Annotated in this window: 23 protein-coding genes; 14 read left to right on the top strand and 9 right to left on the bottom strand. The window is 58.7% G+C overall.

Translation table 11 applies throughout. The features are described 5' to 3' along the window. Positions 1-128: 128 nt before the first annotated feature. The gene (locus tag ACSSVY_RS19610) at positions 129-1,133 is read right to left on the bottom strand and encodes a Bug family tripartite tricarboxylate transporter substrate binding protein (RefSeq protein ID WP_454271476.1); all 1,005 of its coding nucleotides are present in this window, start codon (positions 1,131-1,133) and stop codon (positions 129-131) included. 157 nt (positions 1,134-1,290) lie between these two features. Between ACSSVY_RS19610 and ACSSVY_RS19615 the strand changes: the two genes are divergently transcribed. Continuing rightward, positions 1,291-1,983 (top strand): TetR family transcriptional regulator, encoded by a 693-nt coding sequence (locus tag ACSSVY_RS19615; protein ID WP_454271477.1) that lies wholly within the window; start codon positions 1,291-1,293, stop codon positions 1,981-1,983. A gap of 109 nt (positions 1,984-2,092) precedes the next feature. Here the strand turns inward: ACSSVY_RS19615 and ACSSVY_RS19620 are convergent, their stop codons facing one another. Beyond that, positions 2,093-3,193: a PRC-barrel domain-containing protein gene (locus tag ACSSVY_RS19620; protein ID WP_454271479.1), complete on the bottom strand. Its 1,101-nt coding sequence runs from the start codon at positions 3,191-3,193 to the stop codon at positions 2,093-2,095. 228 nt (positions 3,194-3,421) lie between these two features. Between ACSSVY_RS19620 and ACSSVY_RS19625 the strand changes: the two genes are divergently transcribed. Next, complete coding sequence (locus tag ACSSVY_RS19625) at positions 3,422-3,607, top strand: PLDc N-terminal domain-containing protein (RefSeq protein WP_296628458.1); 186 nt, start codon at positions 3,422-3,424, stop codon at positions 3,605-3,607. A gap of 275 nt (positions 3,608-3,882) precedes the next feature. After that, on the top strand, positions 3,883-5,460 hold the full coding sequence (locus ACSSVY_RS19630; RefSeq protein ID WP_454271481.1) for a phospholipase D family protein: 1,578 nt from the start codon (positions 3,883-3,885) through the stop codon (positions 5,458-5,460). On the opposite strand, the gene ACSSVY_RS19635 is transcribed toward ACSSVY_RS19630, so the two are convergent. Together ACSSVY_RS19635 and ACSSVY_RS19640 are read right to left on the bottom strand one after the other, a co-directional pair. Further along, the gene (locus ACSSVY_RS19635; RefSeq protein ID WP_454271483.1) at positions 5,457-6,512 is read right to left on the bottom strand and encodes an AI-2E family transporter; all 1,056 of its coding nucleotides are present in this window, start codon (positions 6,510-6,512) and stop codon (positions 5,457-5,459) included. The genes ACSSVY_RS19630 and ACSSVY_RS19635 overlap by 4 nt on opposite strands. Before the next feature lie 50 nt (positions 6,513-6,562). After that, positions 6,563-7,294, bottom strand: a complete 732-nt coding sequence (locus ACSSVY_RS19640; protein ID WP_454271485.1) for a Crp/Fnr family transcriptional regulator — start codon at positions 7,292-7,294, stop codon at positions 6,563-6,565. Between the two features lie 85 nt (positions 7,295-7,379). On the opposite strand from ACSSVY_RS19640, the gene ACSSVY_RS19645 reads away from it, so the two are divergent. After that, positions 7,380-7,775, top strand: a complete 396-nt coding sequence (locus ACSSVY_RS19645; RefSeq protein WP_454271486.1) for a hypothetical protein — start codon at positions 7,380-7,382, stop codon at positions 7,773-7,775. Between the two features lie 95 nt (positions 7,776-7,870). Here the strand turns inward: ACSSVY_RS19645 and ACSSVY_RS19650 are convergent, their stop codons facing one another. Both ACSSVY_RS19650 and ACSSVY_RS19655 read right to left on the bottom strand, forming a co-directional pair. Then, on the bottom strand, positions 7,871-8,212 hold the full coding sequence (locus tag ACSSVY_RS19650) for a phage holin family protein (protein WP_454271488.1): 342 nt from the start codon (positions 8,210-8,212) through the stop codon (positions 7,871-7,873). 3 nt (positions 8,213-8,215) lie between these two features. After that, positions 8,216-8,545, bottom strand: a complete 330-nt coding sequence (locus ACSSVY_RS19655) for a DUF883 family protein (RefSeq protein WP_454271490.1) — start codon at positions 8,543-8,545, stop codon at positions 8,216-8,218. A 182-nt stretch (positions 8,546-8,727) separates the two neighbouring features. Between ACSSVY_RS19655 and ACSSVY_RS19660 the strand changes: the two genes are divergently transcribed. After that, positions 8,728-8,898, top strand: a complete 171-nt coding sequence (locus ACSSVY_RS19660; protein WP_009817562.1) for a DUF1328 domain-containing protein — start codon at positions 8,728-8,730, stop codon at positions 8,896-8,898. A 107-nt stretch (positions 8,899-9,005) separates the two neighbouring features. On the opposite strand, the gene ACSSVY_RS19665 is transcribed toward ACSSVY_RS19660, so the two are convergent. Next, a complete protein-coding gene (locus tag ACSSVY_RS19665) occupies positions 9,006-9,824 on the bottom strand; it encodes a response regulator (protein WP_454271492.1) in 819 nt (272 codons plus the stop codon). 111 nt (positions 9,825-9,935) lie between these two features. Here ACSSVY_RS19665 and ACSSVY_RS19670 point away from each other — a divergent pair, with 111 nt between their 5' ends. The 4 genes from ACSSVY_RS19670 to ACSSVY_RS19685 all read left to right on the top strand — a co-directional run bounded on the left by ACSSVY_RS19670 (position 9,936) and on the right by ACSSVY_RS19685 (position 12,644). Beyond that, the gene (locus tag ACSSVY_RS19670; protein ID WP_454271494.1) at positions 9,936-10,106 is read left to right on the top strand and encodes a NepR family anti-sigma factor; all 171 of its coding nucleotides are present in this window, start codon (positions 9,936-9,938) and stop codon (positions 10,104-10,106) included. Next, positions 10,103-10,669: an RNA polymerase sigma factor gene (locus tag ACSSVY_RS19675; RefSeq protein WP_454271495.1), complete on the top strand. Its 567-nt coding sequence runs from the start codon at positions 10,103-10,105 to the stop codon at positions 10,667-10,669. The genes ACSSVY_RS19670 and ACSSVY_RS19675 overlap by 4 nt, the downstream gene beginning before the upstream one ends. After that, positions 10,666-12,420 carry a sensor histidine kinase gene (locus ACSSVY_RS19680; protein ID WP_454271497.1) on the top strand — a complete coding sequence of 585 codons (1,755 nt, stop codon included), beginning with the start codon at positions 10,666-10,668 and terminating at the stop codon, positions 12,418-12,420. Before ACSSVY_RS19675 ends, ACSSVY_RS19680 begins: the two co-directional genes overlap by 4 nt. Positions 12,421-12,503: 83 nt before the next feature. Continuing rightward, a complete protein-coding gene (locus tag ACSSVY_RS19685; RefSeq protein ID WP_454271499.1) occupies positions 12,504-12,644 on the top strand; it encodes an entericidin A/B family lipoprotein in 141 nt (46 codons plus the stop codon). A 149-nt stretch (positions 12,645-12,793) separates the two neighbouring features. On the opposite strand, the gene ACSSVY_RS19690 is transcribed toward ACSSVY_RS19685, so the two are convergent. Further along, positions 12,794-13,390: an exopolysaccharide biosynthesis protein gene (locus tag ACSSVY_RS19690; RefSeq protein WP_454271500.1), complete on the bottom strand. Its 597-nt coding sequence runs from the start codon at positions 13,388-13,390 to the stop codon at positions 12,794-12,796. Positions 13,391-13,653: 263 nt separating this feature from the next. Here ACSSVY_RS19690 and ACSSVY_RS19695 point away from each other — a divergent pair, with 263 nt between their 5' ends. Continuing rightward, positions 13,654-14,181 carry a hypothetical protein gene (locus tag ACSSVY_RS19695; RefSeq protein ID WP_454271501.1) on the top strand — a complete coding sequence of 176 codons (528 nt, stop codon included), beginning with the start codon at positions 13,654-13,656 and terminating at the stop codon, positions 14,179-14,181. Positions 14,182-15,193: 1,012 nt separating this feature from the next. Here the strand turns inward: ACSSVY_RS19695 and ACSSVY_RS19700 are convergent. Next, positions 15,194-15,868, bottom strand: coding sequence for a TetR family transcriptional regulator (locus ACSSVY_RS19700; RefSeq protein ID WP_454271503.1), 675 nt, complete (start codon positions 15,866-15,868; stop codon positions 15,194-15,196). A gap of 189 nt (positions 15,869-16,057) precedes the next feature. Between ACSSVY_RS19700 and ACSSVY_RS19705 the strand changes: the two genes are divergently transcribed. The 4 genes from ACSSVY_RS19705 (at position 16,058) to ACSSVY_RS19720 (ending at position 20,698) form a co-directional block, all read left to right on the top strand. After that, positions 16,058-17,584, top strand: a complete 1,527-nt coding sequence (locus tag ACSSVY_RS19705) for a gamma-glutamyltransferase family protein (RefSeq protein ID WP_454271505.1) — start codon at positions 16,058-16,060, stop codon at positions 17,582-17,584. A 166-nt stretch (positions 17,585-17,750) separates the two neighbouring features. After that, a complete protein-coding gene (locus ACSSVY_RS19710; protein WP_454271507.1) occupies positions 17,751-18,752 on the top strand; it encodes a TRAP transporter substrate-binding protein in 1,002 nt (333 codons plus the stop codon). Between the two features lie 130 nt (positions 18,753-18,882). Then, positions 18,883-19,395, top strand: coding sequence for a TRAP transporter small permease (locus tag ACSSVY_RS19715; RefSeq protein WP_454271508.1), 513 nt, complete (start codon positions 18,883-18,885; stop codon positions 19,393-19,395). Between the two features lie 10 nt (positions 19,396-19,405). Next, positions 19,406-20,698, top strand: a complete 1,293-nt coding sequence (locus tag ACSSVY_RS19720; RefSeq protein WP_454271510.1) for a TRAP transporter large permease — start codon at positions 19,406-19,408, stop codon at positions 20,696-20,698. Positions 20,699-20,709 lie beyond the last annotated feature (11 nt).

Below are 20,709 nucleotides of genomic sequence, written 5' to 3' on the forward strand. Positions count from 1 at the left end.
CGTGGTCTCCTCCCTTGGCGCAACCGGGCTCCAATCCCGAAACGCAACGCGCCGCCCGGCCTGAGGCGCGGGCGGCGCCAGGTGTGGCTGGCCAGACGGCCAGCCGCTTTGACTGCTTTTGGGTGGTGTTACTCGCCGGGGCGCGCGATGCCGAACTCTTCCGGCGAGGCTTTGGTCAGACCTGCCTCTTGCAAGAGCCAAGCGGTGTTTTGCTGCCATGTGGTCAGAAACTCGGTCGCCTCGTCACCGCTGATCGACATCATGGTAAAGCCGCGGCCATCCATCAACTCGAGGAAATCAGCGTTTTGTGCGCCGGTCGTATAGGCCTCGGTCAGCTTGGCCACCACGTCATCGGGGGTGCCTTTGGGGACGAAGACGCCAAAGAACGGACCCCAGGGCAGATAGGTGCTGTAGCCGTCGTTGAAGGAGGTGACGGTGGGCACGTCGGGCAGTTTTGCGCTGGCCTCGGTGTCAAAGATCGCCAGCGGTTTCATGGCGCCCGCACGGATGGATTCGATGGCGGCGCCGAGAACGGCGGGCATCACGTCGATGGCCCCACTTTGCAGGGCGGTGAGGGCAGGGCCGTCGCCGTCATAAGGGATGGCGGTCACGTCAAGCGCGCCTTCGACGGTGTTCATCATGGCGGTGACAACGGAGGGCACGCCGCCCGGTCCGGTGGAACCGATGCGGAGTTCGCCCGGATTGGCCTTGATGAAATCCATCATGCCGGCGTAATCGTCAAACGGGGCATCGTTGCGGGCGACCAGAATGGGCGTGCCGCGGGCGAGGATGTTGATCGGGGTGAATTCCGAGTAATCCTTGTCACCCAGACCCATCACCTTGTAGAGCAGCGGGTTTTCCGCGCCCATCAGCAGCGTGTAGCCATCGGCATCCGAGTCTGCCACATGGTTGAGGGCAATCGCGCCCACCGCGCCGGTCATGTTCTGCATGACCACGGTGCCACCCAGCACGGTTTCGGCATGCGGTGTGACCGCGCGCATCACCGTGTCGGTCGAGCCACCGGCCCCCCACTGAATGATTCCTTGAATTTCTTTGGCGGGGTAGTCCTGCGCGGTTGCAACGGCGGCACTCAGCCCGAACGCAATGACTGCGCCAATCAGCTTACGAGACATCTCTGTCCTCCCTAGATTTCTTCGCTGACGATTCGCTCCTCGCACCGCCAGTTGACCCATTTATGTACCTTGCGGTTAATTTGTCAAGATAAATGGACCTCAGGGTTAAATTCATGCTATCCAAGGGTGGAATCAATGAGTGGGACGAGGCGGTTGCATGGATGCGAGTGAGGGTGAGACAGGCCGCAAGCGCAAGACGTCATGGAAGAAAGATCCTGCGGCGGTGCGGCAGGACATTCTGACGATTGCGACGCAGGAGTTTGCCGCGCATGGGCTCTCGGGGGCCAATATCAACGAGATTGCGCGCCAGACCTCCACCTCGAAGCGGATGATCTATTATTATTTCGGGGATAAGGAGGGGCTCTATTGCAGTGTGCTGGAGGGCGTCTATGCCACGCTGCGTGCCCGCGAGGATGATCTCGACGTCGCCGGGCTTGAGCCGGTCGCGGCGCTGCGGCGGCTGATCGAGGCGACGTTCGAGGCGCATGTGACCGCGCCGCATTTCATCCGGCTGGTGATGATCGAGAATATCCACAATGCCGAGTATCTGCGCAAATCCGAGAGTGTGCCAAAGCTGAACCGCTCGATCATCGACAAGCTCGAGGATGTCTGCGCGCGTGGCAAGGCGGCGGGGCTGTTTCGCGAGGGTGTCGATGCGCTGGAGCTGCATTGGCTGACCAGCTCGTTCAGTTTCTACAACGTGTCGAACCGGGCGACGTTCTCGACCTCATTCGGAACGGCGCTCTATTCCACAACGCGGCAAAGCCAATTGCTCGAGCGATTGGTGGATATGGTGCTGGCGACGGTGGTGATCGGGTATGAGCCGAAAACCTGGAATGATCCAGTCTGACCGTTGCGTCTGACCATTGAACGGGTGCGGGCCGTGATGTCCGCTCTGCAAACGAAAAGGGCCGCGCAAAGATGCCCGGCCCAATCAATGAGTGGTCAGTCGTGGTGGGTTAGCCTTCCCACTCTTGCATGTTCTCCAAATCCTCAGCCGAGAGGCTGGTGGTGGCTTGGAGGGCATTGGTCACGCCGTCTTGATCGCGGGTCAGGTTGATGTCGTCAAACGAGACCGCAACCGGCTTTTCGCCCATTCCAAGGAAACCGCCCACGTCGACGATGACGTGCTCAACCTTACCATCGTCGGTCAGAACGATGTCCGAGATTTCGCCAACATGCTCGTCGTCAGCGCCGTAAATCGCCACACCTGTAAGGTCTTCGGCGGTGAGGGCGTTGCGTTCAGCATCGGTCAGCCCCGGCATGTCCTCGGCTTCGGCGTTGGCAGTGGCCTCGGCGTTGGCATCAGCATCGACGCCTGCACCGGAGCTCATGCCTGCGTCCGCATTGGTGGTTGCATCCGCATTGGTGCCTGTATCCACAGCGGTGCCTGTACCCGCAATGGTGCCAGTGTCCGCAGCGGTGTCCGCACCCGAGTTGACCTCGGCATTGGCGTCCGTGTCGGATGCCATGGTGTCGCTTTCGAGATTGTTCTCGGAGGATGCGCCCTCATTGGTGCCAGCAAAGAAGCTGCCGCCCTCGTCCAGAACGCTCTGACGGTCCAGTTCTTCACGCTCTTCCAGTGCGGCGCGGTCCCCGGTGAAGACGACGAAGTATTCATCCTCCGACCCCTCTTCGGTCACCATCTTGAGTTGGTCCATCGAGGTGCTGAGTTCTTTGCCCCCTATCCCGAGGAATCCGCCGACATCAAGAGTGATGGACTCGATCTGACCATCTTTGGACAGGATGACGTCATTGACTTCGCCGACGTTTTCCCAATCATCGGACGGTGCCGCGATTGTGTCGACGATGCCGGCGTCGGGGGCGTCTTCGCTCTGCATGTAGACGGTTTTGCCGATAAGGTCCGACGCGCCGATCTCGAGGCCGTTCAGGTCCATCGTGACATCAGCGTTGGCATTGGCTTTCGCGCCCGAGGTGTCGCTCGACGTGTCTGACGACTGTGTTGTGCTCGGTGCGGTCTGATCCGTTGTCTCAGACTGGGCAAAGACCGGCATTGCGGTCAGCGCGACGATCGCGGTGGTGGCTAGAATGCGTTTCATGAGTGAACTCCTTAGTCCTGCGTTGGTTTGACGCCGCAGTGTCGCAGCGCCCTGACTACCCAACCGTCAGAGCCGCAGAAGGTTTCAAAATTGGGTCAAAATATACTTGAAAATCTGACGGAACTTTGAGCGGAACCATGCGTTTCATGGCAGCGAGTCTGCGCCTCTTCTGGGCTGGACATTGATCGTGTCCCATGTGGCGCGCTGTTGAAGATTGGAGTTTTGACCATGCTTGAGATCACCGGTATTGGCGGGATCATTCTGTTGATCCTGGATATATGGGCCATCGTTTCGGTCGTTGGATCGGGGGCGACCACGGGCAAGAAGGTTCTTTGGGTCGTGTTGATCCTGTTGCTGCCGCTCTTGGGCTTTATTCTGTGGCTGTTGTTCGGGCCGCGATCTGGCCGGGTGTAACGCTCGTGTGGTCGGGCGGGCCTTGGCCCGTTGACCCTCTTGCATCGTCAAATGTTTTTGCGGAACCGTTTCGGCGATGGAGCGTTGTAACACAGTGGCCAGCGTGATGCGCTGACCGTCCGGAGCCTGGCTATCATCCCCAAGATGCAAGGCAAGCTCTGCCGCACCCATCCCGTGTCCCTTGGGTGCTTGCCCCCGCCTGTCCCGGCGGGGGCATTTACGACCGAATCTCAGGGAACAGCGGACCACGACATCAACCTCTGATCGGCAGGACCATGACCCAGACCAAGCCAGCGCAGGATGACACATCGACAGCCGCGATTGAGAGCCTCGAGGTTCTGGTCACCGCTGAAGAGGCATATCCGGCGCTGGAGCGCGCCTTTTTAGAGGCGCAGACCGAGGTTTCGGCCTGTTTTCGAGTGTTCGATCTGAGGACGCGGTTGCGCTCGTCCGAGGCGCGCGAGATTGGAACGACGTGGTTTGATCTCTTTGTGCATACGTTGGATCGCGGTGTGTCGATCCGGCTTGTGGTTTCGGATTTCGATCCGATTGCTGCGGTGCATCTGCATCGGCTCGCGTGGCAGACACAAAGGCAGATTTCGGCCGTGCGGGAATTGGCGCAGCCGGGGGCGCGGCTGGAGTTTACCGTGGCGCTGCACGACGCCAAGAGCGGCGTCTTGCCCCGCGTTTTGTTCTATCCGCTGGTCCGGATGAAGATCCGCGAGATGGTGGACAAATGGTATCACATGACCAAGGAAGAGCGCGGGCGATTTCGCGCCGAGACACCCAGATTGCGCAGCCTGTGCCGGGTGGATGACCGGGATCAACTCTGTTTTCCGCTGCGGTTGATGGACCTGCATCCCGCGACGCATCATCAGAAACTGGCGGTGTTCGATCGCCGTCTGGTTTATATCGGCGGGCTTGATCTGAATGAGCGGCGTTATGACACCAAGCGGCATCGCCAAGAGCCGAACCAGACCTGGCATGATGTGCAGGTGATGGCGACCGGGCCCGTTGCAGAGGCCGCTCAGGCGCATCTTGAGGGGTTTCTGGCGTCTGTCGTGCGCAAATCCGCACCGCCGCGCGCTGTGCCGGGATTTCTGCGCACGCTGTCGCGCCGCCGATTGAGCGCGCCGATGCGGATGTCACCGCACACGGTGCTGCGCGAGATCGAGGCCGCGCATCTGCGAGCCATCGCCAAGGTGGAGCGGCTGGTGTATCTGGAAACGCAGTATTTTCGGCACGTGCCCTTGGCGCGGGCGCTGGCGCGGCGCGCGCGGCATTGTCCGGATCTTCGGGTGATTGTCGTGCTTCCGGCTGCGCCGGAAGAGGTGGCGTTTTCCAGTGATCCGGGGCTGGATGGCCGCTTTGGCGAGCATCAGCAGGCCCGCGCGCTGGCCTATCTCAAGGCGGCGTTTGGGCAAGACCGGCTGTTGATCGCCTCGCCGGTGCAGCCGCGCGCGAGTGACAGTGACGGGCGTGATGCGCTCGAGAAGTCGCCGCTCGTCTATGTGCATTCCAAGGTCTCGATCTTTGACGAGTCCTCCGCCATCGTTTCTTCGGCCAATCTCAACGGGCGCAGCATGAGATGGGATACCGAAGCCGGTTTGCACATCACGCAAGCCGATCAGGTGGCCTTGATCCGCGAGCGTGTGATGGGGTGTTGGTTGCCCAAGGATGCGGGATCTGCGTTTCTCGATATCGACACGGCCTTTGCCCAGTGGCAGCGTATGGTGAGCAGCAACAGTGCGCTGCCGCCGCAGCACCGTCGCGGATTCCTTGTGGATTACGATTCCGATGCTGCCAAGGCGATTGGTCTGCCCGTGCCGGGGATGCCCGAAGAGGTGGTTTAAGGCGCGGGGTCTTCGACGGTCACATCGACCGCGAAGATATCCAGAAGGGCGAGCGCGATCACGAGAACCGGAATGGCGATGATGCCGCCAATCGGTCCCCAGAGCCAGAGCCAGAACACCAGAGATACGAAGATGAGAAGCGGATTGACTGAAATATGTCGCCCGACAAAGGACGGGGTGACAAACTGTGCCTCAATCATGTTGAGGAACAGAAAGATTGCCGGGGGGGCCACAGCCATCAGGCCGTCAAAGGCGACGATCCCGGCCAACAACAATCCCGCCGCCACGGTCATTGGCCCCACATAGAGCACGAAATTGAGCAGGGCCGCGACAAAGGCCCAGACAAAGGGGCCGGGCAGGTCGATCAGAAACAGCGCCCCGCCCAAGGCAGCACCCAAACCTGCGTTGATGCAGGAAATGGCGAGGAAATAGCGAGCTACCAGCCGTTCGGCATTGGTAAAGCGGCGCAGAATGTCCTGAGTATCGTCCGAGGTGCCGATCCAGAGCGACAGCCATGCATACATGCGCTTGCGTGTCAGCAGAAAGAAAAACAGCGTACCGCAGAACACCAGCACCTGCGCCAGCACCACTGGGGCCAAAAAGAGCGCACTGGTGAGGTTGGGCATGCCGCCGCCTTCGGATGTGTCGCCGGCCGCGTCGGCCGCGGCTCCGAGCGCCTCTCCGACCTCGCGGTTGACCTCTTGCAGGCCACGAATGAGGTTGCTGACTTCTGAGATGATCGAGCGCAATTCGAACTGGATGCGCGGCAGCTCCTCGGCGATTTGCCAGATCACGGGTTCCGCCAGAATCGCCAGAGTGCCGATGGCCGAGACGCCAAGGATCAGCACGGTGGATGAGGCGAGGCCGGATGAAAAGCCGATCCGCTCGAATAGATCGGTGACGGGGGCGAGCATGACCCCGGTCACAAGCGCCAGAACCATCGGCGCGAAAATATCCGCGCCGGTCTGGAGGGCTGCAAAGCTGAGGATGAGGGCGATCAAGATCACCGCCACGCGGAGACCCGGATCACCGTCGACGGTAAATCTGTACATTCTTTCCCAACGCCCTCGTTCAGGTTTGGTTCCCGTGCGGGAGCATTATTTCAGATCAGCGGGCGCTTCATTGGGTCGCGGTCGGGTTCAAGCTGGGCAATGCGGCACAGCGCGTCGCGATCATGGAGGATCAATCGACCGTTTTGCCACGTGGCGGACCGCTGTTCGCGCAGCCGTTTGAGCATCTTGTTGACATGGACCACGGAGAGACCGAGCGCATCGGCAAGATCCTGTTGCCGATAAGGCAATGGCATCTCTTGTCCGGTGGTCAATCCGATTGCCGCGCCCCGGTCAAAGAGCCGCACAAAGGCGCGCGCGATGCGTTCCAACCCGTCCATATGTCCGAGGATGGCCAGGCTTTCGCCAAGGAGGTGTTCTTCGACGGCGGCAATCCATGTGAGGTCATAGGCGCGGTCGGGATGGTCGCGAAACAATTCCCACAGGCGTTTGCGGTCAAAGACACAGAGTTTCATATCTGTTGTCGCCTCGACCGAGTGCTGCATTTCCTGCATTACCCCGGCCTGTAGCCCGATGAAATCGCCGGGCATCACGAAGTTGATCACTTGTCGCTCGCCCGAGAGCAGCGTCTTGTAGCGCAGGCCCATGCCGCTCAACGCGGTATAGAGTTGCGGGCTGTTGGAGGCCTCCATCATCAGCGTTGTGCCGCCATCCACCTCAAGCTCGCCGGTCTTGAAACCCTGCATGAACGTGACCTCCTGGGGGGTCATCTGCACAAACAGATCACGGGCGCGCAGGGGGCAATTTTGACATTTTGTGACCATGTGAAAAAACCTCTTAATAGATGTCACAGTTTAATGCATGACGTCGAATAATGTTCCAGAATTAGGAATGTTTGGACATCACCCAATGAGAGAGCCCCTAATGCCCTTTGATGAGACGACGCCGCCGGAGCCGCCGGTTTATATCGTCATGGACAGTAATTTGCTGATTGCGGAGGATCTTTGTGGTTCACTTCAGGCGGCAGGACCGTGCCGTGTGATCAATGCGTCGCACCCGGATGAGTTGATTCGCATTCTGGAGGGCGAAACGCGGGTATCCGCAGCCTTTTTGGAAATGCGCTATGATCAGGTGCTCGATGCGGGGCTGGACAGCGCGCTCAGCCTGCGGGGGGCACGAATCGTGCTGACCATGGGCGAGGAAGACGAGATCAAGGTGGCCAAGCAGGGCTGGGCCATGCTCGTGCGGCCCTTTACCGAGGACATGATTCGCGGCGTACTGCGGCCCATGGTGAAAGAGGTCTAGAGTTTTGGGTTTTTGTTGAGATTCGAAACCCCTCATCTTGTTTGTATTGGCGCTCGTTCGTGGCGAGGCCAAGCATCTGCTGGTGTGGAAGTAGCCTAGGGCCGCGGGGCGCGGGCGGAGCGACCGGCCTGCAAACCCACGGCAAAGGCCTCAGCCACCTGCAACAGCGGTTCTTTGGCAGGCGGCTGTTCGGGTGCGGTCTCGGCGTCGGTCGATTGACTGCCAAGCGCCAGAAAGCAGAACCCAAGAACGAGATAGAGCGCGCCGATGACGGTGTGTGCGACAAGCGCACTCTCATAGGTGGCGATCAGAATCCAGAGCGCCACGGTCAGAAACCCCAAGCCCGCCAGACCAAAAACCACGCCTGCCACGGTGAACGCCGCCGCGCGCGCGGCATTGCGTGCGCGGCGGCGAAGGTGAGAGACAATGCCGCCCATCGGTTATTTCCGGCCCGTCATGAACCCGAGTAGAAATCCAATCCCAACGGCGAGACCAACTGCGGCTGCGGGCTGGCTGCGGACAGCGTCTGCGGCCTGTTGGCCCATTTCCTCGGCGCGGTGCTGCGCGGCATGCAATTGCTGCTCGCCTGTCTGACGCAGTTCCGACACCTTGCGGCGCGCGCCATCGACGGCCGCATCGCGCGTCGCTCCGCCAAGTCCCGAAAGAGTCTTGGAGATGGCCGAGATATCCTCGCGCAGCGTCACGATCTGTTTTGAGAGCTGGTCAATCTCGTCTTGCGGCGATGTGTCGATGGATTTTGCTTGTGCCATGATTGCGTCCTTTCGTGTTGACATATGACACTTAACGCACGCGGCCCCGCGCGGTTCCGGGAAAGCTGAAAGAAACTTGAAACGCGAGGATTTTGAGGGAGAACGGATTTTTCGGGAACCAAAACAGCCCCATGCCAGTTGGGTTAGCAATCGGAACCATGTTGCATTGAAAGGAGAGTCCGATGCTGTACTGGGCACTTGTATTCTTGGTGGTCGCGCTGATCGCTGGTGTTTTGGGGTTTGGTGGCGTCGCCTCGGCCTCGGCGGGGATCGCACAGATTCTGTTCGTGATCTTCCTCGTGTTGTTTGTCGTCGCAATGATCGCCCGCGCCCTGCGTGGTCGCGCACCCTGACGGGTGATGGAGATACGCCCCGCGTGTGAGCGCGGGGCGATTGCAGAGAGACCCTCAGACCATGACCCCGTGCCTAAAACGCGCGGGGTCATGTCATGTCAGATGGCTTAATCCTGAAGTGTTTCTGTGCTGGCAAAGAACATCGCCTGACTGACGGCGGATTGCACCTGTTCCTCGCTATAGGGTTTGGTAATCAGAAAGGCCGGTTCGGGCCGTTCGCCGGTCAGAAGCCGCTCGGGGAACGCGGTGATGAAGACGATCGGCCGGTCGCCCAATTCCTTGAGGATGAGATTGACCGCGTCGATGCCCGAGGATTTGTCGGCCAGTTGAATATCGGCCAGGATCATCTCTGGCGGGTCGCGCCGTGCGAGTTTCACCGCCTCGTCGCGGGTGCGCGCGATGCCGGTGATATCATGGCCCATATCCTCGACAATGGCGCGGATATCCATGGCAATGATCGCCTCATCCTCGATGATCATGATCCGGCCCCGGATCGAGTTGGTCATTTCGGTGCGCGCGATGGTCAAAAGCGCGGTGGCCTCATCCGCCGTGCCGCCGATGATCTGGGCGATGTCGGGCGCGCGAAAGCCCTCGATGCTGTGCAGCAAGAGCGCCTCTCGGGTGTTCTTGGTCAGATTCGCGAGCCGCCATTGCGCGCGCGCCTCGGGAGAGGTGGCGGCGTCCGCCTCGGCGACGGGCGAGCCGGACGAGATCCAGATTTGATGAAAGGCGCGGAACAGGGCGGTCTTTGGGGTGAGCCCGCTGTTGAACACGTCCTGATCTTCGAGCAAGGCCTCGAGTGTTGCGAGCGCATAGTGATCGCCCGTCTGCTGATTGCCGGTCAGGGCACGCGCATAGCGCCGAAGATAGGGAAGGTTTTCGGCGATCTGAGTGCTCAGGTCCGGCTGGCGGGATGTTTCCGTCATGTGTGTCCTCAAAAAATGTGTCCTTCAGGGAACCAAACGCCGATGAGCGTGTTATGTTCCCGGACAGGTGCAAAAAAGTACCGACCCCATGATGGCAGATGAATAGGCGAAATGGCAAAGAATCGCAGGACCAAGAAATTGACTCAAACAATCGACGAGAATCTCCGGCGTGTCTATGCGGACACGGCAAAGGAGCCTGTACCGGAACGCTTTACCAAGCTGCTGGAGCAATTGCGCCAGCAGGGCGAGGACAAGCAGAAATCCTCTGGTGATGATTCGTGAAAAACGACATAGACCCGAAAACGGACCCGCGCGAAGAGCTGCTGGGGCACTTGCCTGCGATGCGCGCCTTCGCCCTGAACCTGACGCGCAATTCTGCAACGGCGGATGATCTGGTGCAGGACGCGGTGGTCAAGGCCTGGGGTAATTTTGACAAGTTCAAACCGGGCACGAACCTGCGCGCATGGCTGTTCACGATCCTGCGCAACACGTATTATTCGCTCTATCGCAAGCGCCGCCGCGAGGTCGAGGACCCCGATGGCAAGATGGCTGGGCAATTGTCAGAAAAGCCGGCGCATGACGGGCATTTGGCGATGACGGATTTCCGCGCGGCCTTTGCCAAGCTTACCGATGAGCAGCGCGAAGTTCTGATCCTCGTCGGGGCCGAGGGGTTTTCCTATGAGGATGCCGCAGAGATGTGCGGCTGTGCAGTGGGCACGATCAAGAGCCGCACCAACCGTGCGCGCAAGCGGCTGGCGGAGTTGATGCATCTGGATGATGAGGACGAGTTGGAAATGACCGATGCCGCGACAATGGCGGTGGTGAGCGGGACCTCGGTTGCATGAAATTGAGGCTGGCCGCGCTGCGTGGGCTCTGGACGCCCAATCTCGCGCTGCAATTGGGGCTTGGTTTGAGTCTCGCCATCCTGCCGCTCGGTTTTGTATCCGTGTATCAGACCTACAAGGTTCTAGACGAACGGCAGGCCCTCTCGGAAACGGCGCTGTTGGAGCAGACCCAACAGGCCGTTGCCGAAAGCCGGGACATGATCCAATCCGCGATGAGCACGGCCGAGACGCTGGCGATCACGGTGTCCGTGTTTGACACGTCCGAGGACACCTGTGATGCGGTGATGGCGCGGGTGGTGGAAGAGAACCCAATCTACAGCTTTGCGGGCTATGTCGATGACGAACTCAACCTTGTGTGCGCGTCGAATGGCGGGCGGCAGGATCTGAGCAATCTGGATGCCATTCGCACCGAACTCACCAGCCGAGAGACCGAAATCCTGATGCATCCGTTGGAATTCATCGGCGGTGTCGCCACGGTCAGCGTCGCGGTGCCGGTTTTTGCAGGCGGGCGGTTTCGCGGGACAGTCTGGGTCGCGATGCCGGTCACTGCGCTCAACGACAAGCTGTCGACCGTCGTGCCCGATGTCGATCTCGTGCTGTTTCAGTTCGAAGGCAAGATTGTCGCCACCGCCAAGTTTTCGGATTTCCGGCGCTCGGTTCTTCCGGCGTCGCATGGCTTGGGCGGCTTGGCGGAGAAGGGGCGGCAGACGTTTCAGGATGTGAATCAGGAGGGCAAGACGCGCGATTTTGCGGTGGTCCCGATTGTCAGCGACAAGGTCTTTGCCTTGGGCAGCTGGGAGCCTCAGCTCGGGCGCGGTGCGCTGCCGGGCTATGAGGGGGCCTTTGCTCTGTATCTGCCGTTGGTCATGTGGGTGATCACGATTGTGGTGGCCTATGTCGGCGTCAATCATCTGGTGATCCGGCATGTGCGCCGCCTGCGGTCTTGGATGCGGCTCTATGCGGCGGGGCGCGGTGATCTGGACAAGGCGCGGCTCGACAATGCTCCGGAGGAGTTGGAGGTCGTGGCCGAGGCGTTCCGTGCCATGACCCGGCGGCTGTCAGAGCAGGAGCGGCGGCTGGAAGAGGATTTGAACGAAAAGACCGTGCTCTTGCGCGAGGTGCATCACCGGGTGAAGAACAATCTTCAGCTTATCTCGAGCATGCTCAACATGCAGATCCGCGCGACCGGAAGCACCGAGGCCAAGCATCTCTTGCGGCGGGTGCAGGACCGGGTGATGGCGCTGTCGGCCATTCACCGATACCTCTATCTGGCGCGCAAACTGTCGCTGGTGCGGGCCGACAAACTGCTGGAGGATATCATTCAGCAACTGGTGATTGTTGGCACGCTGGATGAATCCGGACGTGAGATCACAGTCACGACCGCCCTCGAACCGGTCGAGATCAGCCCGGATCAATCCGTTCCTCTGTCTCTCTTGACGACAGAGGCCGCGATCAACGCCGTGAAATATTGCGGCATGACCAGCGGGGCGGATGCCTGGATCAATATTGCGCTGAAAGCGGTCTCGGCTGACAGATTTTGCCTGAGTGTGGTGAACTCTCGCGTGCCCGAGGGGCAGGCCGACGCCGCAACGGAGGCACCGATTGATGGCTCTGGGCTAGGCTCTAAGTTGATTGAATCCTTTGTCGCGCAGTTGAATGGCACGCTCGAGATCGACACGCAGCCTGACCGATACGAGCTGCATGTCGTCTTTCCGATGACATGGCCCACGCCGGAAGACGACGAGGGCTGAGCCTGAAAGAATTATGCAGGCCGGATGGAACCAAGCGAATGCACCTGCGTTGTTCCTGCACATGAAATCAAACGGAGATTGCAATGACACGTTCAAGACTTTCCCTCATTTCCCTGCTCTTCATGGGCGTTCTGGCTGCCTGCGAGACGGTGGAGGGCGCTGGTCGGGACATCGAGGATGCTGGACAGGCGGTGACAGGCGCATCGCAGGATGTCCAAGGATAACTGTTTGATTTGACACACCTTCAGACCCGGAACGGATACGATCCCGGTTTGAAGGTGCTGCGAGAGATTGGGGCGCGCATCTTTGAGATGGGCGCCTTATCTGTGTTTGTCTGCATGTGGCGGGGTCAGCCGTGCGACAGGCTGCGCGGTCAGGTGACGATCAGTGTCGCGACGCCGGTCGCCACTGCCGTGGCGGTGAGCATGCCAATCAGGACCAAAAGACCGTCGCCGACGAACATGCCAACGGCGATCGCTGTGATCACCACGCCCAATGCCGACGAGGTGAATGGGATCAGTTCGAGGAAGGGCATGACGACCCCGCAGAGCAGGCAGACGAGTTGAGGCAGGATCACGAGCGGCTCTGTGACCAGATGGTGCAGGCGCCGCCGCGTGACGCGGTCAAGCCACCGCGCCGGGACGCGAAACCATCGGTAGGCGACGCGCACCCGTTCAGTCCGCAGCCGTGCGGAGCGAATCCAGCGCGGCAGCCAGAGCGAGGAGCGGTGGATCATCTGTTGCAACGAAACCGCAGCGATGATCAGGCCGCACAATGTGGTAAAGCCGGGCACCCCACTGAGCGGCGAGACCAGTGCCAAGGACGGCAGGATCAGAAGGGGCGCAAAATTGGCCCGCCCGAGCGCATCCACGACATCGCCGACGCTGGTGTAGTCCCCGTTCAGCGCCGCCCATCCGTTTTCGACCAGATCCACCGCTGATTCAGTGTCTCGCGCTGCGTCATTCGGCATCTCCGGCCCGTGCTCCTGTTGCGATTATTACCAGTTTCCCCGAGGGATAACGCCTTGACGGCATTATGGTTCCAGACTTGGGCCAGAGTTGGGACGGGGTCCCGTATTGGCTGATCCGGGGGGCATATTTAAGTTTTTCAGGGAACCATACCAGAGGCCGGGCGTTCTTTGATCACATCACGCCAAGCGGGCGTGCGTGTCACCGACCCGTCGGGTCACCGCTCGACGCGGTATAGATACGACCTATTCAAGGAGACTGTAAAATGAAACTTCTTCTAAGCACTGCACTTTGCACCGGAATGACCTTGGCCGCCGTTGGTCCTGTTATGGCAATGGACAAAACCCTGTCCGCGGTTGACGTCAAGGTCGATCTGAGCGCGTATGAGGACTCTAACGTTCTCAAGTACTGGCCGACCCTCGAGGCTGACCTTGCCACGGCGATTGCGTCGAAGGTGACGGTCGAGGATTCAGCGGATGCGCCGCGTGTTGTCGTCGAGATCAACAAGGTCGCGATTGATGGCAGCACGCTTCTGCCGGACACTGGCGAGTTCAACCAGCTTGAAGGAACGATTTCGACTTTTGAGGGCATCAACGATGCTGTTTCGGTCAGCGCCGACAGCCTTGAGAATCCAGATGAGCAGATCGGCAGCTATGCCTTGCAGATGAGTGCCGTTTCGGGCGATGCCCCGGCCCCCGAGGGCTGGGTTACCATCGAACCCTCGCAGGACGATTTCTACAACGCGCTCGTAGACGCCTATGCGGCCACCGTTGTCGAGCGTCTGGACGAGTGATCAACGCGCTGTCTGCCGTGATCTGAGGGCGCTTGGTCGCGCTCACGTTCGCCGGGCAGTCAGCCTAGTCAGATAATCCAGGCTGACCGCTGCACCTGCAGCACTTCATCACTCCAGAGTTGAGACCCTGAGGGCGGCGACAGACCAGTCGCCGCCCTTGCTTGCCTACTGCCTTCTGTCCCGCACGACGCGCTGCATCAGCAGTCACAAGGGTCACAAGCCCTGAGGTGCAACGCCCGAAACCCGGACACAGACAGGTCCAATTTGAATGACAGTGGTGAGCCGTGCCGGATTCGAACCTGCGACCCACTGATTAAAAGTTTGCTTATAGCTCAATGGTTTCAATTGCGGTTGTATCAGGAAAGTGAGTTGAACTTAAAGTAGCCACCTGAAAGTGGTCCACAAGCTGGGATGGATTTGTCCCTCATGTCTGAGGTGCTCGCGAAGTGCCATAGGATGTGGTTTGCCCATTTCAAACTCCCTTCTCAGCCATAAAGACAGGGATTCACAGATCAAGCCTCTTGGGAATCCAGATTCGGAATGGGCGCAACCTGCTTTAAGACACGTTGGCGGTGATGGAAATTACTGTTCCGCCGCTCGTGGCTCGCCATGAAGCTATGCCTTGATCTCAATTGTATTGATGGAACGCCAATCATACCAACCAAGACACTTAGGTAAATGCGGGGTATTTCCCTTCTGGCCCGGCGCAGAAACGGGACGAAAAACCAACCGGCCGGTGAAATCGATGCGCGCGCGCGATATGAAGGATCGGGGACTGCTGTGGCCATCATGGCCAACGCGGGGCAGGTTCAATGCCTGCGGGCAAGCGACTGGCCACCGAAAACGGCACCGTACGGATACGGATATGGAAGCGAAGGGCGTTCCTCTGCATGATGGGGGGAAGGGGCGGGGGCCGGATATTGTCCAGTATAACGTTGATCAGCCAAACGCTGGAGTAACATCAAAAGCGTCGATAGCAGGGGCCGCGCGAAGAGAGAAAAGCTCTTGCTGGTCAGTCTTTGATATCGATTGACAGCAGGGCCAAAACAGCTTGCGTGACATGCCTCTTGCGCTCGGACAGAAATGCCTTTGATGACATATCCACGCCAAATGTCGTCGTGAGCGTGAACCTGTTGGTGATGTGAATAAAGCTGAGGCCAAGTATGGACAGATACACATGGAGTGCATCCGGCCGGTTGGAAAAGTCGCCCGATGTATGGCCCTGTGAAATCAACGTATCTATCTTTGCGATGAATGGTGCAGATGCTGTTCTAATCGAGTCAGCAATATTCACCGCTGCGCGCCCCTTGTTGAGGTTTTCATTGATTATCATTCGCGGAAAACTTTGGTTTTTTAGCATGTAGTCAAAGGTGAAATGCGTCAGAGCAATGATTGCTTGTCTAGGGGGCAGAGTCCAGAAATCCGCAGAGGCTTCACTGCTACGCAGATGCTGGTAGACCCGCGTCAGAGCGGCAAGGTAGAGGCCATCTTTGCTCTCGAAGTAATGGTAGAGCATCCGAATATTGCAGCCTGCCGCGCGTACGATATTCGTTGTGCTGGCTCCAGCGTATCCGTGCTCGCAGAACTCTTCGATCGCTGAGAGCAATATCTTCTCCTTGGTTTGCGATGCGCTTCGACCTTCAATCCTGTGTGCGACCTCTGGGACTGCTGAAATTCTATTGCTCATAAGAGTTCCTCGGTGTTTGGCCTGCTCTATCATAAACAGATTTTGTTGTCAGGGAACTATAAGTAATAGTTGACTTACCTATTTAGCCAATGCCTCATACCTCCATGATCTCTCGTAGGGGTGAAGGAATTGCTACGTTCAGCATTAGGATATAACGGCGCGTTCAGTGCGCCCCACAGGGCGTCGGCCTTGGCGGGCCGGGACGTGCTGAACGCGGGCGGCACCGCGATTGAGGCAATGGTTGCCGCCGCTGCGAGTATTGCGGTCACATACCCGCATATGAACGGGATTGGAGGTGACGGGTTCTGGCTCATCCATCGGCCGGGAATGGCGCCTGTTGGAATATCGGCCTGCGGTCGGGCTGCATCTCTGGCCACGCCCGGGTGGTACGCTGGGCAGGGTGTAACAGGTGCGGTTCCTACGCGTGGAGCCTTGGCGGCGCTGACGGTGCCGGGCACGATTGATGGCTGGGTCAAAGCGTTGGCGCTGGTTCCGGAACGTCGCCGTATGCCGCTCAAGGATCTCCTTGGCACCGCGATTTCGCAGGCACGGAACGGGATCGTCGTCACCGGCAATCAATCTCGCACCACGACGGAAAAACTGGATGGGCTCAGGGACGTGCCGGGCTTTGCCCAAACCTATCTGGTCGGAGGAAAGCCACCTGCGCCGGGGCACAGGCTGCGTCAGTCTGCGCTTGGCGATACGCTCGCAAGTCTGGCTGAGACCGGGCTGGATGATTATTACCGTGGTGACATTGCAAAGACTCATGCCGCCTTTCTGGAAGGGGAGGGAAGCCCGCTGCGATTTGAGGATTTAAACGCATTCTCAGCAGATCTGGTGACGCCGCTCACAACGCAGATTGGCGCGGGGCACCTCTGGAACATGACGCCACCGACGCAGGGGATTTCATCTTTGATGATCCTCGCGATTTTTGACCGCCTTGGCGTGACCAACGCAGAAGGCTTTGCGCATCTGCATGGATTGGTTGAGGCGACAAAGCAGGCCTTCATTCAGCGCAACGCGGAACTTGGCGATCCTGATTTCATGGAACACCCAGCCCAAGACTGGCTGCACACTGATCATATTGACACCCTCGCGAGCCGAATTGATCCTGCGCGAGCCTTGCCTTGGCCGCACCCGGCAAAGCCGGGTGACACAATCTGGATGGGGGCGGCGGATGCAGAGGGAACTGTTGTCAGCTTCATTCAATCCGTGTTCTGGGAATTCGGGTCCGGATTGACTTGTACCGATACGGGCGTCTTTTTTCAGAACCGGGGTGCGGGGTTTTCGCTGGACCCCGGCCCAAATCAGTTGCGCCCGCGCGCGCGCCCTTTTCATACCCTCAATCCCGCACTGGCCGCGTTGAACGATGGTCGCATCATGGCCTATGGCACTATGGGAGGCGAAGGGCAGCCGCAAACGCAAGCGGCAGTCTTCACGCGATATGCGCTTTTCGATCAGGATCTACAGGAGGCCGTCAGCGCGCCACGCTGGCTGTTGGGCAAGACCTGGGGTGAAACAACCACGACGCTCAAACTTGAGGATCGCTTTGATCCCTCTCTCGTTGCGGGGCTGCGCGCGGTCGGCCACGACATCGAAATGATCGCGCCGTGGTCGGATCTTGCTGGCCACGCGGGCGCCGTGGTGCAGCATCGCTCAGGACTGATGGAAGCCGCGAGCGATCCGCGTGCTGATGGTGCGGCCCTTGCGTTCTGAAGATTTACTGATCGCTCATAAAGCACTCATCTTGCCGTTTCGACGGGCAACAATCTTGTCGCGTCCAGTCAAACGGACACCAGAATTGCAAAGTAATTGTGCCCTTACCGAGCGTCGCTCACACATTCACGCGTCAGACGGAAACTTGTCCTACAGGAGAACGAAAATGAATAAGAGAAAGATTACAATTGGTTGCCTTACAGCGCTTGCGCTGAGTATGACATCGACTGTCGCTCTTGCGGAGGTCATCAAGTTTCACCACGACCTGCCAGACACGTCCGCACAGCACAAAGGGGCCGTAAAGTTCAAAGAGCTCGTAGAGGCCGCGTCGAACGGAGCCTATGAGGTCGAAATCTACGCCAACAATGCACTTGGGGACGATGTTGAGGTCGCGCAGCAAATGCAATTTGGTGCGGTGCAGGCTGCGCCCATTCCGACTGCCAAGCTCGCGAACTTTAGCCCGTCTTTACAGTTAATTGACCTGCCCTTCCTGTTTCCTTCGGTCGAGGCGACCTACGCTCTGCTCGACTCTGAAGAGGTCGGCGGCACGATGCTCAAGTCGCTCGAAGCCTCAGGTTTCGTTGGCGCGAAGTTCTGGGAGTCAGGATTTAAACAGCTGACATGCAATCATCTGGTCAGCAAACCCGAGGACTATGTCGGGCGCAATGTCCGCGTGATGGAGAGCCCGCTCTTGATTGCTCAGTTTGAGGCCCTGGGGGCGACGGCTATTCCAGTGGCATTTTCCGAAACTTACACCGCGCTGCAGCAAGGCGTCGTGGAGTGTCAGGAAAATCCGATCGTATCAATCAACTCGATGAAGTTCTACGAAGTGCAGGACTACATGATGTTGTCCAATCACGGCTACATCGGCACGGCTTTCATCTTTTCGAAGGTGTGGTTCGATGCTCAGGCCCCCGAAATGCAGGACATGCTGATGACTGCGGCGCAAGAGGCGGGCGATTACCAGCGCCAGGTTTCTGCCGAGGATAATGGTCGGCTGCTTCAGGAAATCCGTGATGCCGGCACCACCGAAGTGGTCGAAATGACGGCTGAACAACTGTCTCTGTTCGCCGAGGCCATGCAACCGGTCCATGAGAAATTCGCAGATCGTATCGGCAGTGACTTGCTTGAGGCGGCTTATGCCGAAATCCAAGCCTTCTCGAAGTGATCGGACACGGTAGAGTTTGTCGTTGCCAGTTCCTTAGGGTCGGCCCCATGGGCGTCATGCTCTGCGGGCTGATCCTCTCTATCGGGATTGCACTCGACCGATCTTTGCCTCTTCAACAAGGAAATTGCCGATGCTGAAATGGCTAAAGTGGATAGACACGACCCTGACATTTCTGGAACGGACGACAGTCGCACTCCTCTTGCTGGTGGCGGTTCTCATTCTAGTCGCTGATGTGGCGTTGCGGGCGTTCTTTGGTGTGGCCCTCGCTTGGGCTGCCGAGTTGACGCGCTATTCCATTGTGTGGCTCGTGTTCATCGGAGGGGCCATCGGGGCACGCTCGGGGGCTCATATCTCGATTGATGTTCTTGGGGCGGTCCTGCCCCCCAGAATGGCGCACCGTTTGGCACAGTTTGCGGCCCTGATTGCCGCGGGCACCACGGCGATGCTGGCATGGTACGGCTGGACCCTTGTCAGCCAGATGAAGCAGTTCGGCCAGACATCCGCGTCGCTCGAATGGCCTATGTGGGTTGTCTACCTTGCCATCCCGACCGGGTGCGCGCTGATGTCCCTGCGGTTCATTCAGAACGCCTTGTTTCTGTCAAAAGATGCACGCCGTCTGACCGCAGCTCAAAGCACAGCCTGAGGACATCTAGATGCACGTTGCTTTCTTTGGATCATTGGTCGCCCTGCTACTTGTGGGAGTGCCGGTTTTCATCGTGTTACTGCTGCCCGTGATGGTGGTGCTGGAAACCACGACCGCGACGCCGCCCGTGCTGGTCATCCAGAGATTGTTTTCCGGCATTGACAAATTTCCGCTGATGGCGATCCCGTTCTTTATCTTTGCGGGCAATATCATGGCACAGGGAGGGATTTCCAAGAGACTGATAAGATTGGCAAATGCGCTGGTGCGCCCCATGCTTGGCGGATTGGGTATCACAACTGTCACAAGCTCGATGTTCTTTTCCGCGATATCGGGTTCCAGCCCGGCAACCGTGATCGCTGTTGGCAAGATCATGCTGCCCGCGATGGAAAAGGAAGGATACAAACGCTGGTTTTCCATTGGTCTGCTGATGAGTTCGGGGTCCATGGGCATCATCATCCCACCGTCGATTTTCATGATCGTTTATGGCGCGGTCACTGGTGTGTCGATCGGGGCGCTGTTCTTGGCGGGTGTTGGTGCAGGTCTGGTCTATGGCGTGGCCTTCATCGCTGTCTGTGTGGTCTATGCAAGGCTCACGGGTATGGCCCGTGAGGCACGCTGGGACACCATGGAAATCTTGAGCGCAGTGTGCGGATGCTTCTGGGGGTTGGCCACGCCGTTTATAATTCTCGGGGGTATATATGGCGGTATCTTCACCCCAACCGAGGCGGCTGCCGTTGCGGTGATTTATGCCATCTTCGTATCGGCACTCATCTATCAAGAGATGACTCCGTCCGATATTTTTGTTTCTGCCGTCGACAGTGCGATTACGACATCTCAGGTGATGATCATCATTGCTGCGGCTTCAGCCTTTGCGTGGTATCTCACGACGTCGGGCATGGCGAACGGTCTGACAGGACTGTTGGCCGGAATTGGCAATGATCCGATTTACGTCCTGTTGGCGATCAACTGCATCATTCTTTTGGCGGGCATGGTCCTTGACCCGAATTCCATCATCATCATCCTTGTGCCGTTTATCGCTCCTGTCGCGGTTGCGGCGGGCATAGATCCCATCCATCTCGGCATTGTTCTTGCGGTGAATGCTGCGATTGGCATGTTCACCCCGCCATTCGGCCTGAACCTCTTTGTCTCCGGTGCGCTCGGCGTCACCTTCAACGAGGCGATAAAGGGCGCGCTGCCCTTTATTCTGGTCGGTTTGATCGCGCTGGCGGTCATTACTTATGTTCCGATTACGTCCCTTTGGCTGCCCGCACAGTTCTACCCGAATATTTCAACGACTTTCTGAGGAGGCGCCGG

This window comes from Roseovarius sp. MBR-51 (genome assembly GCF_053628575.1).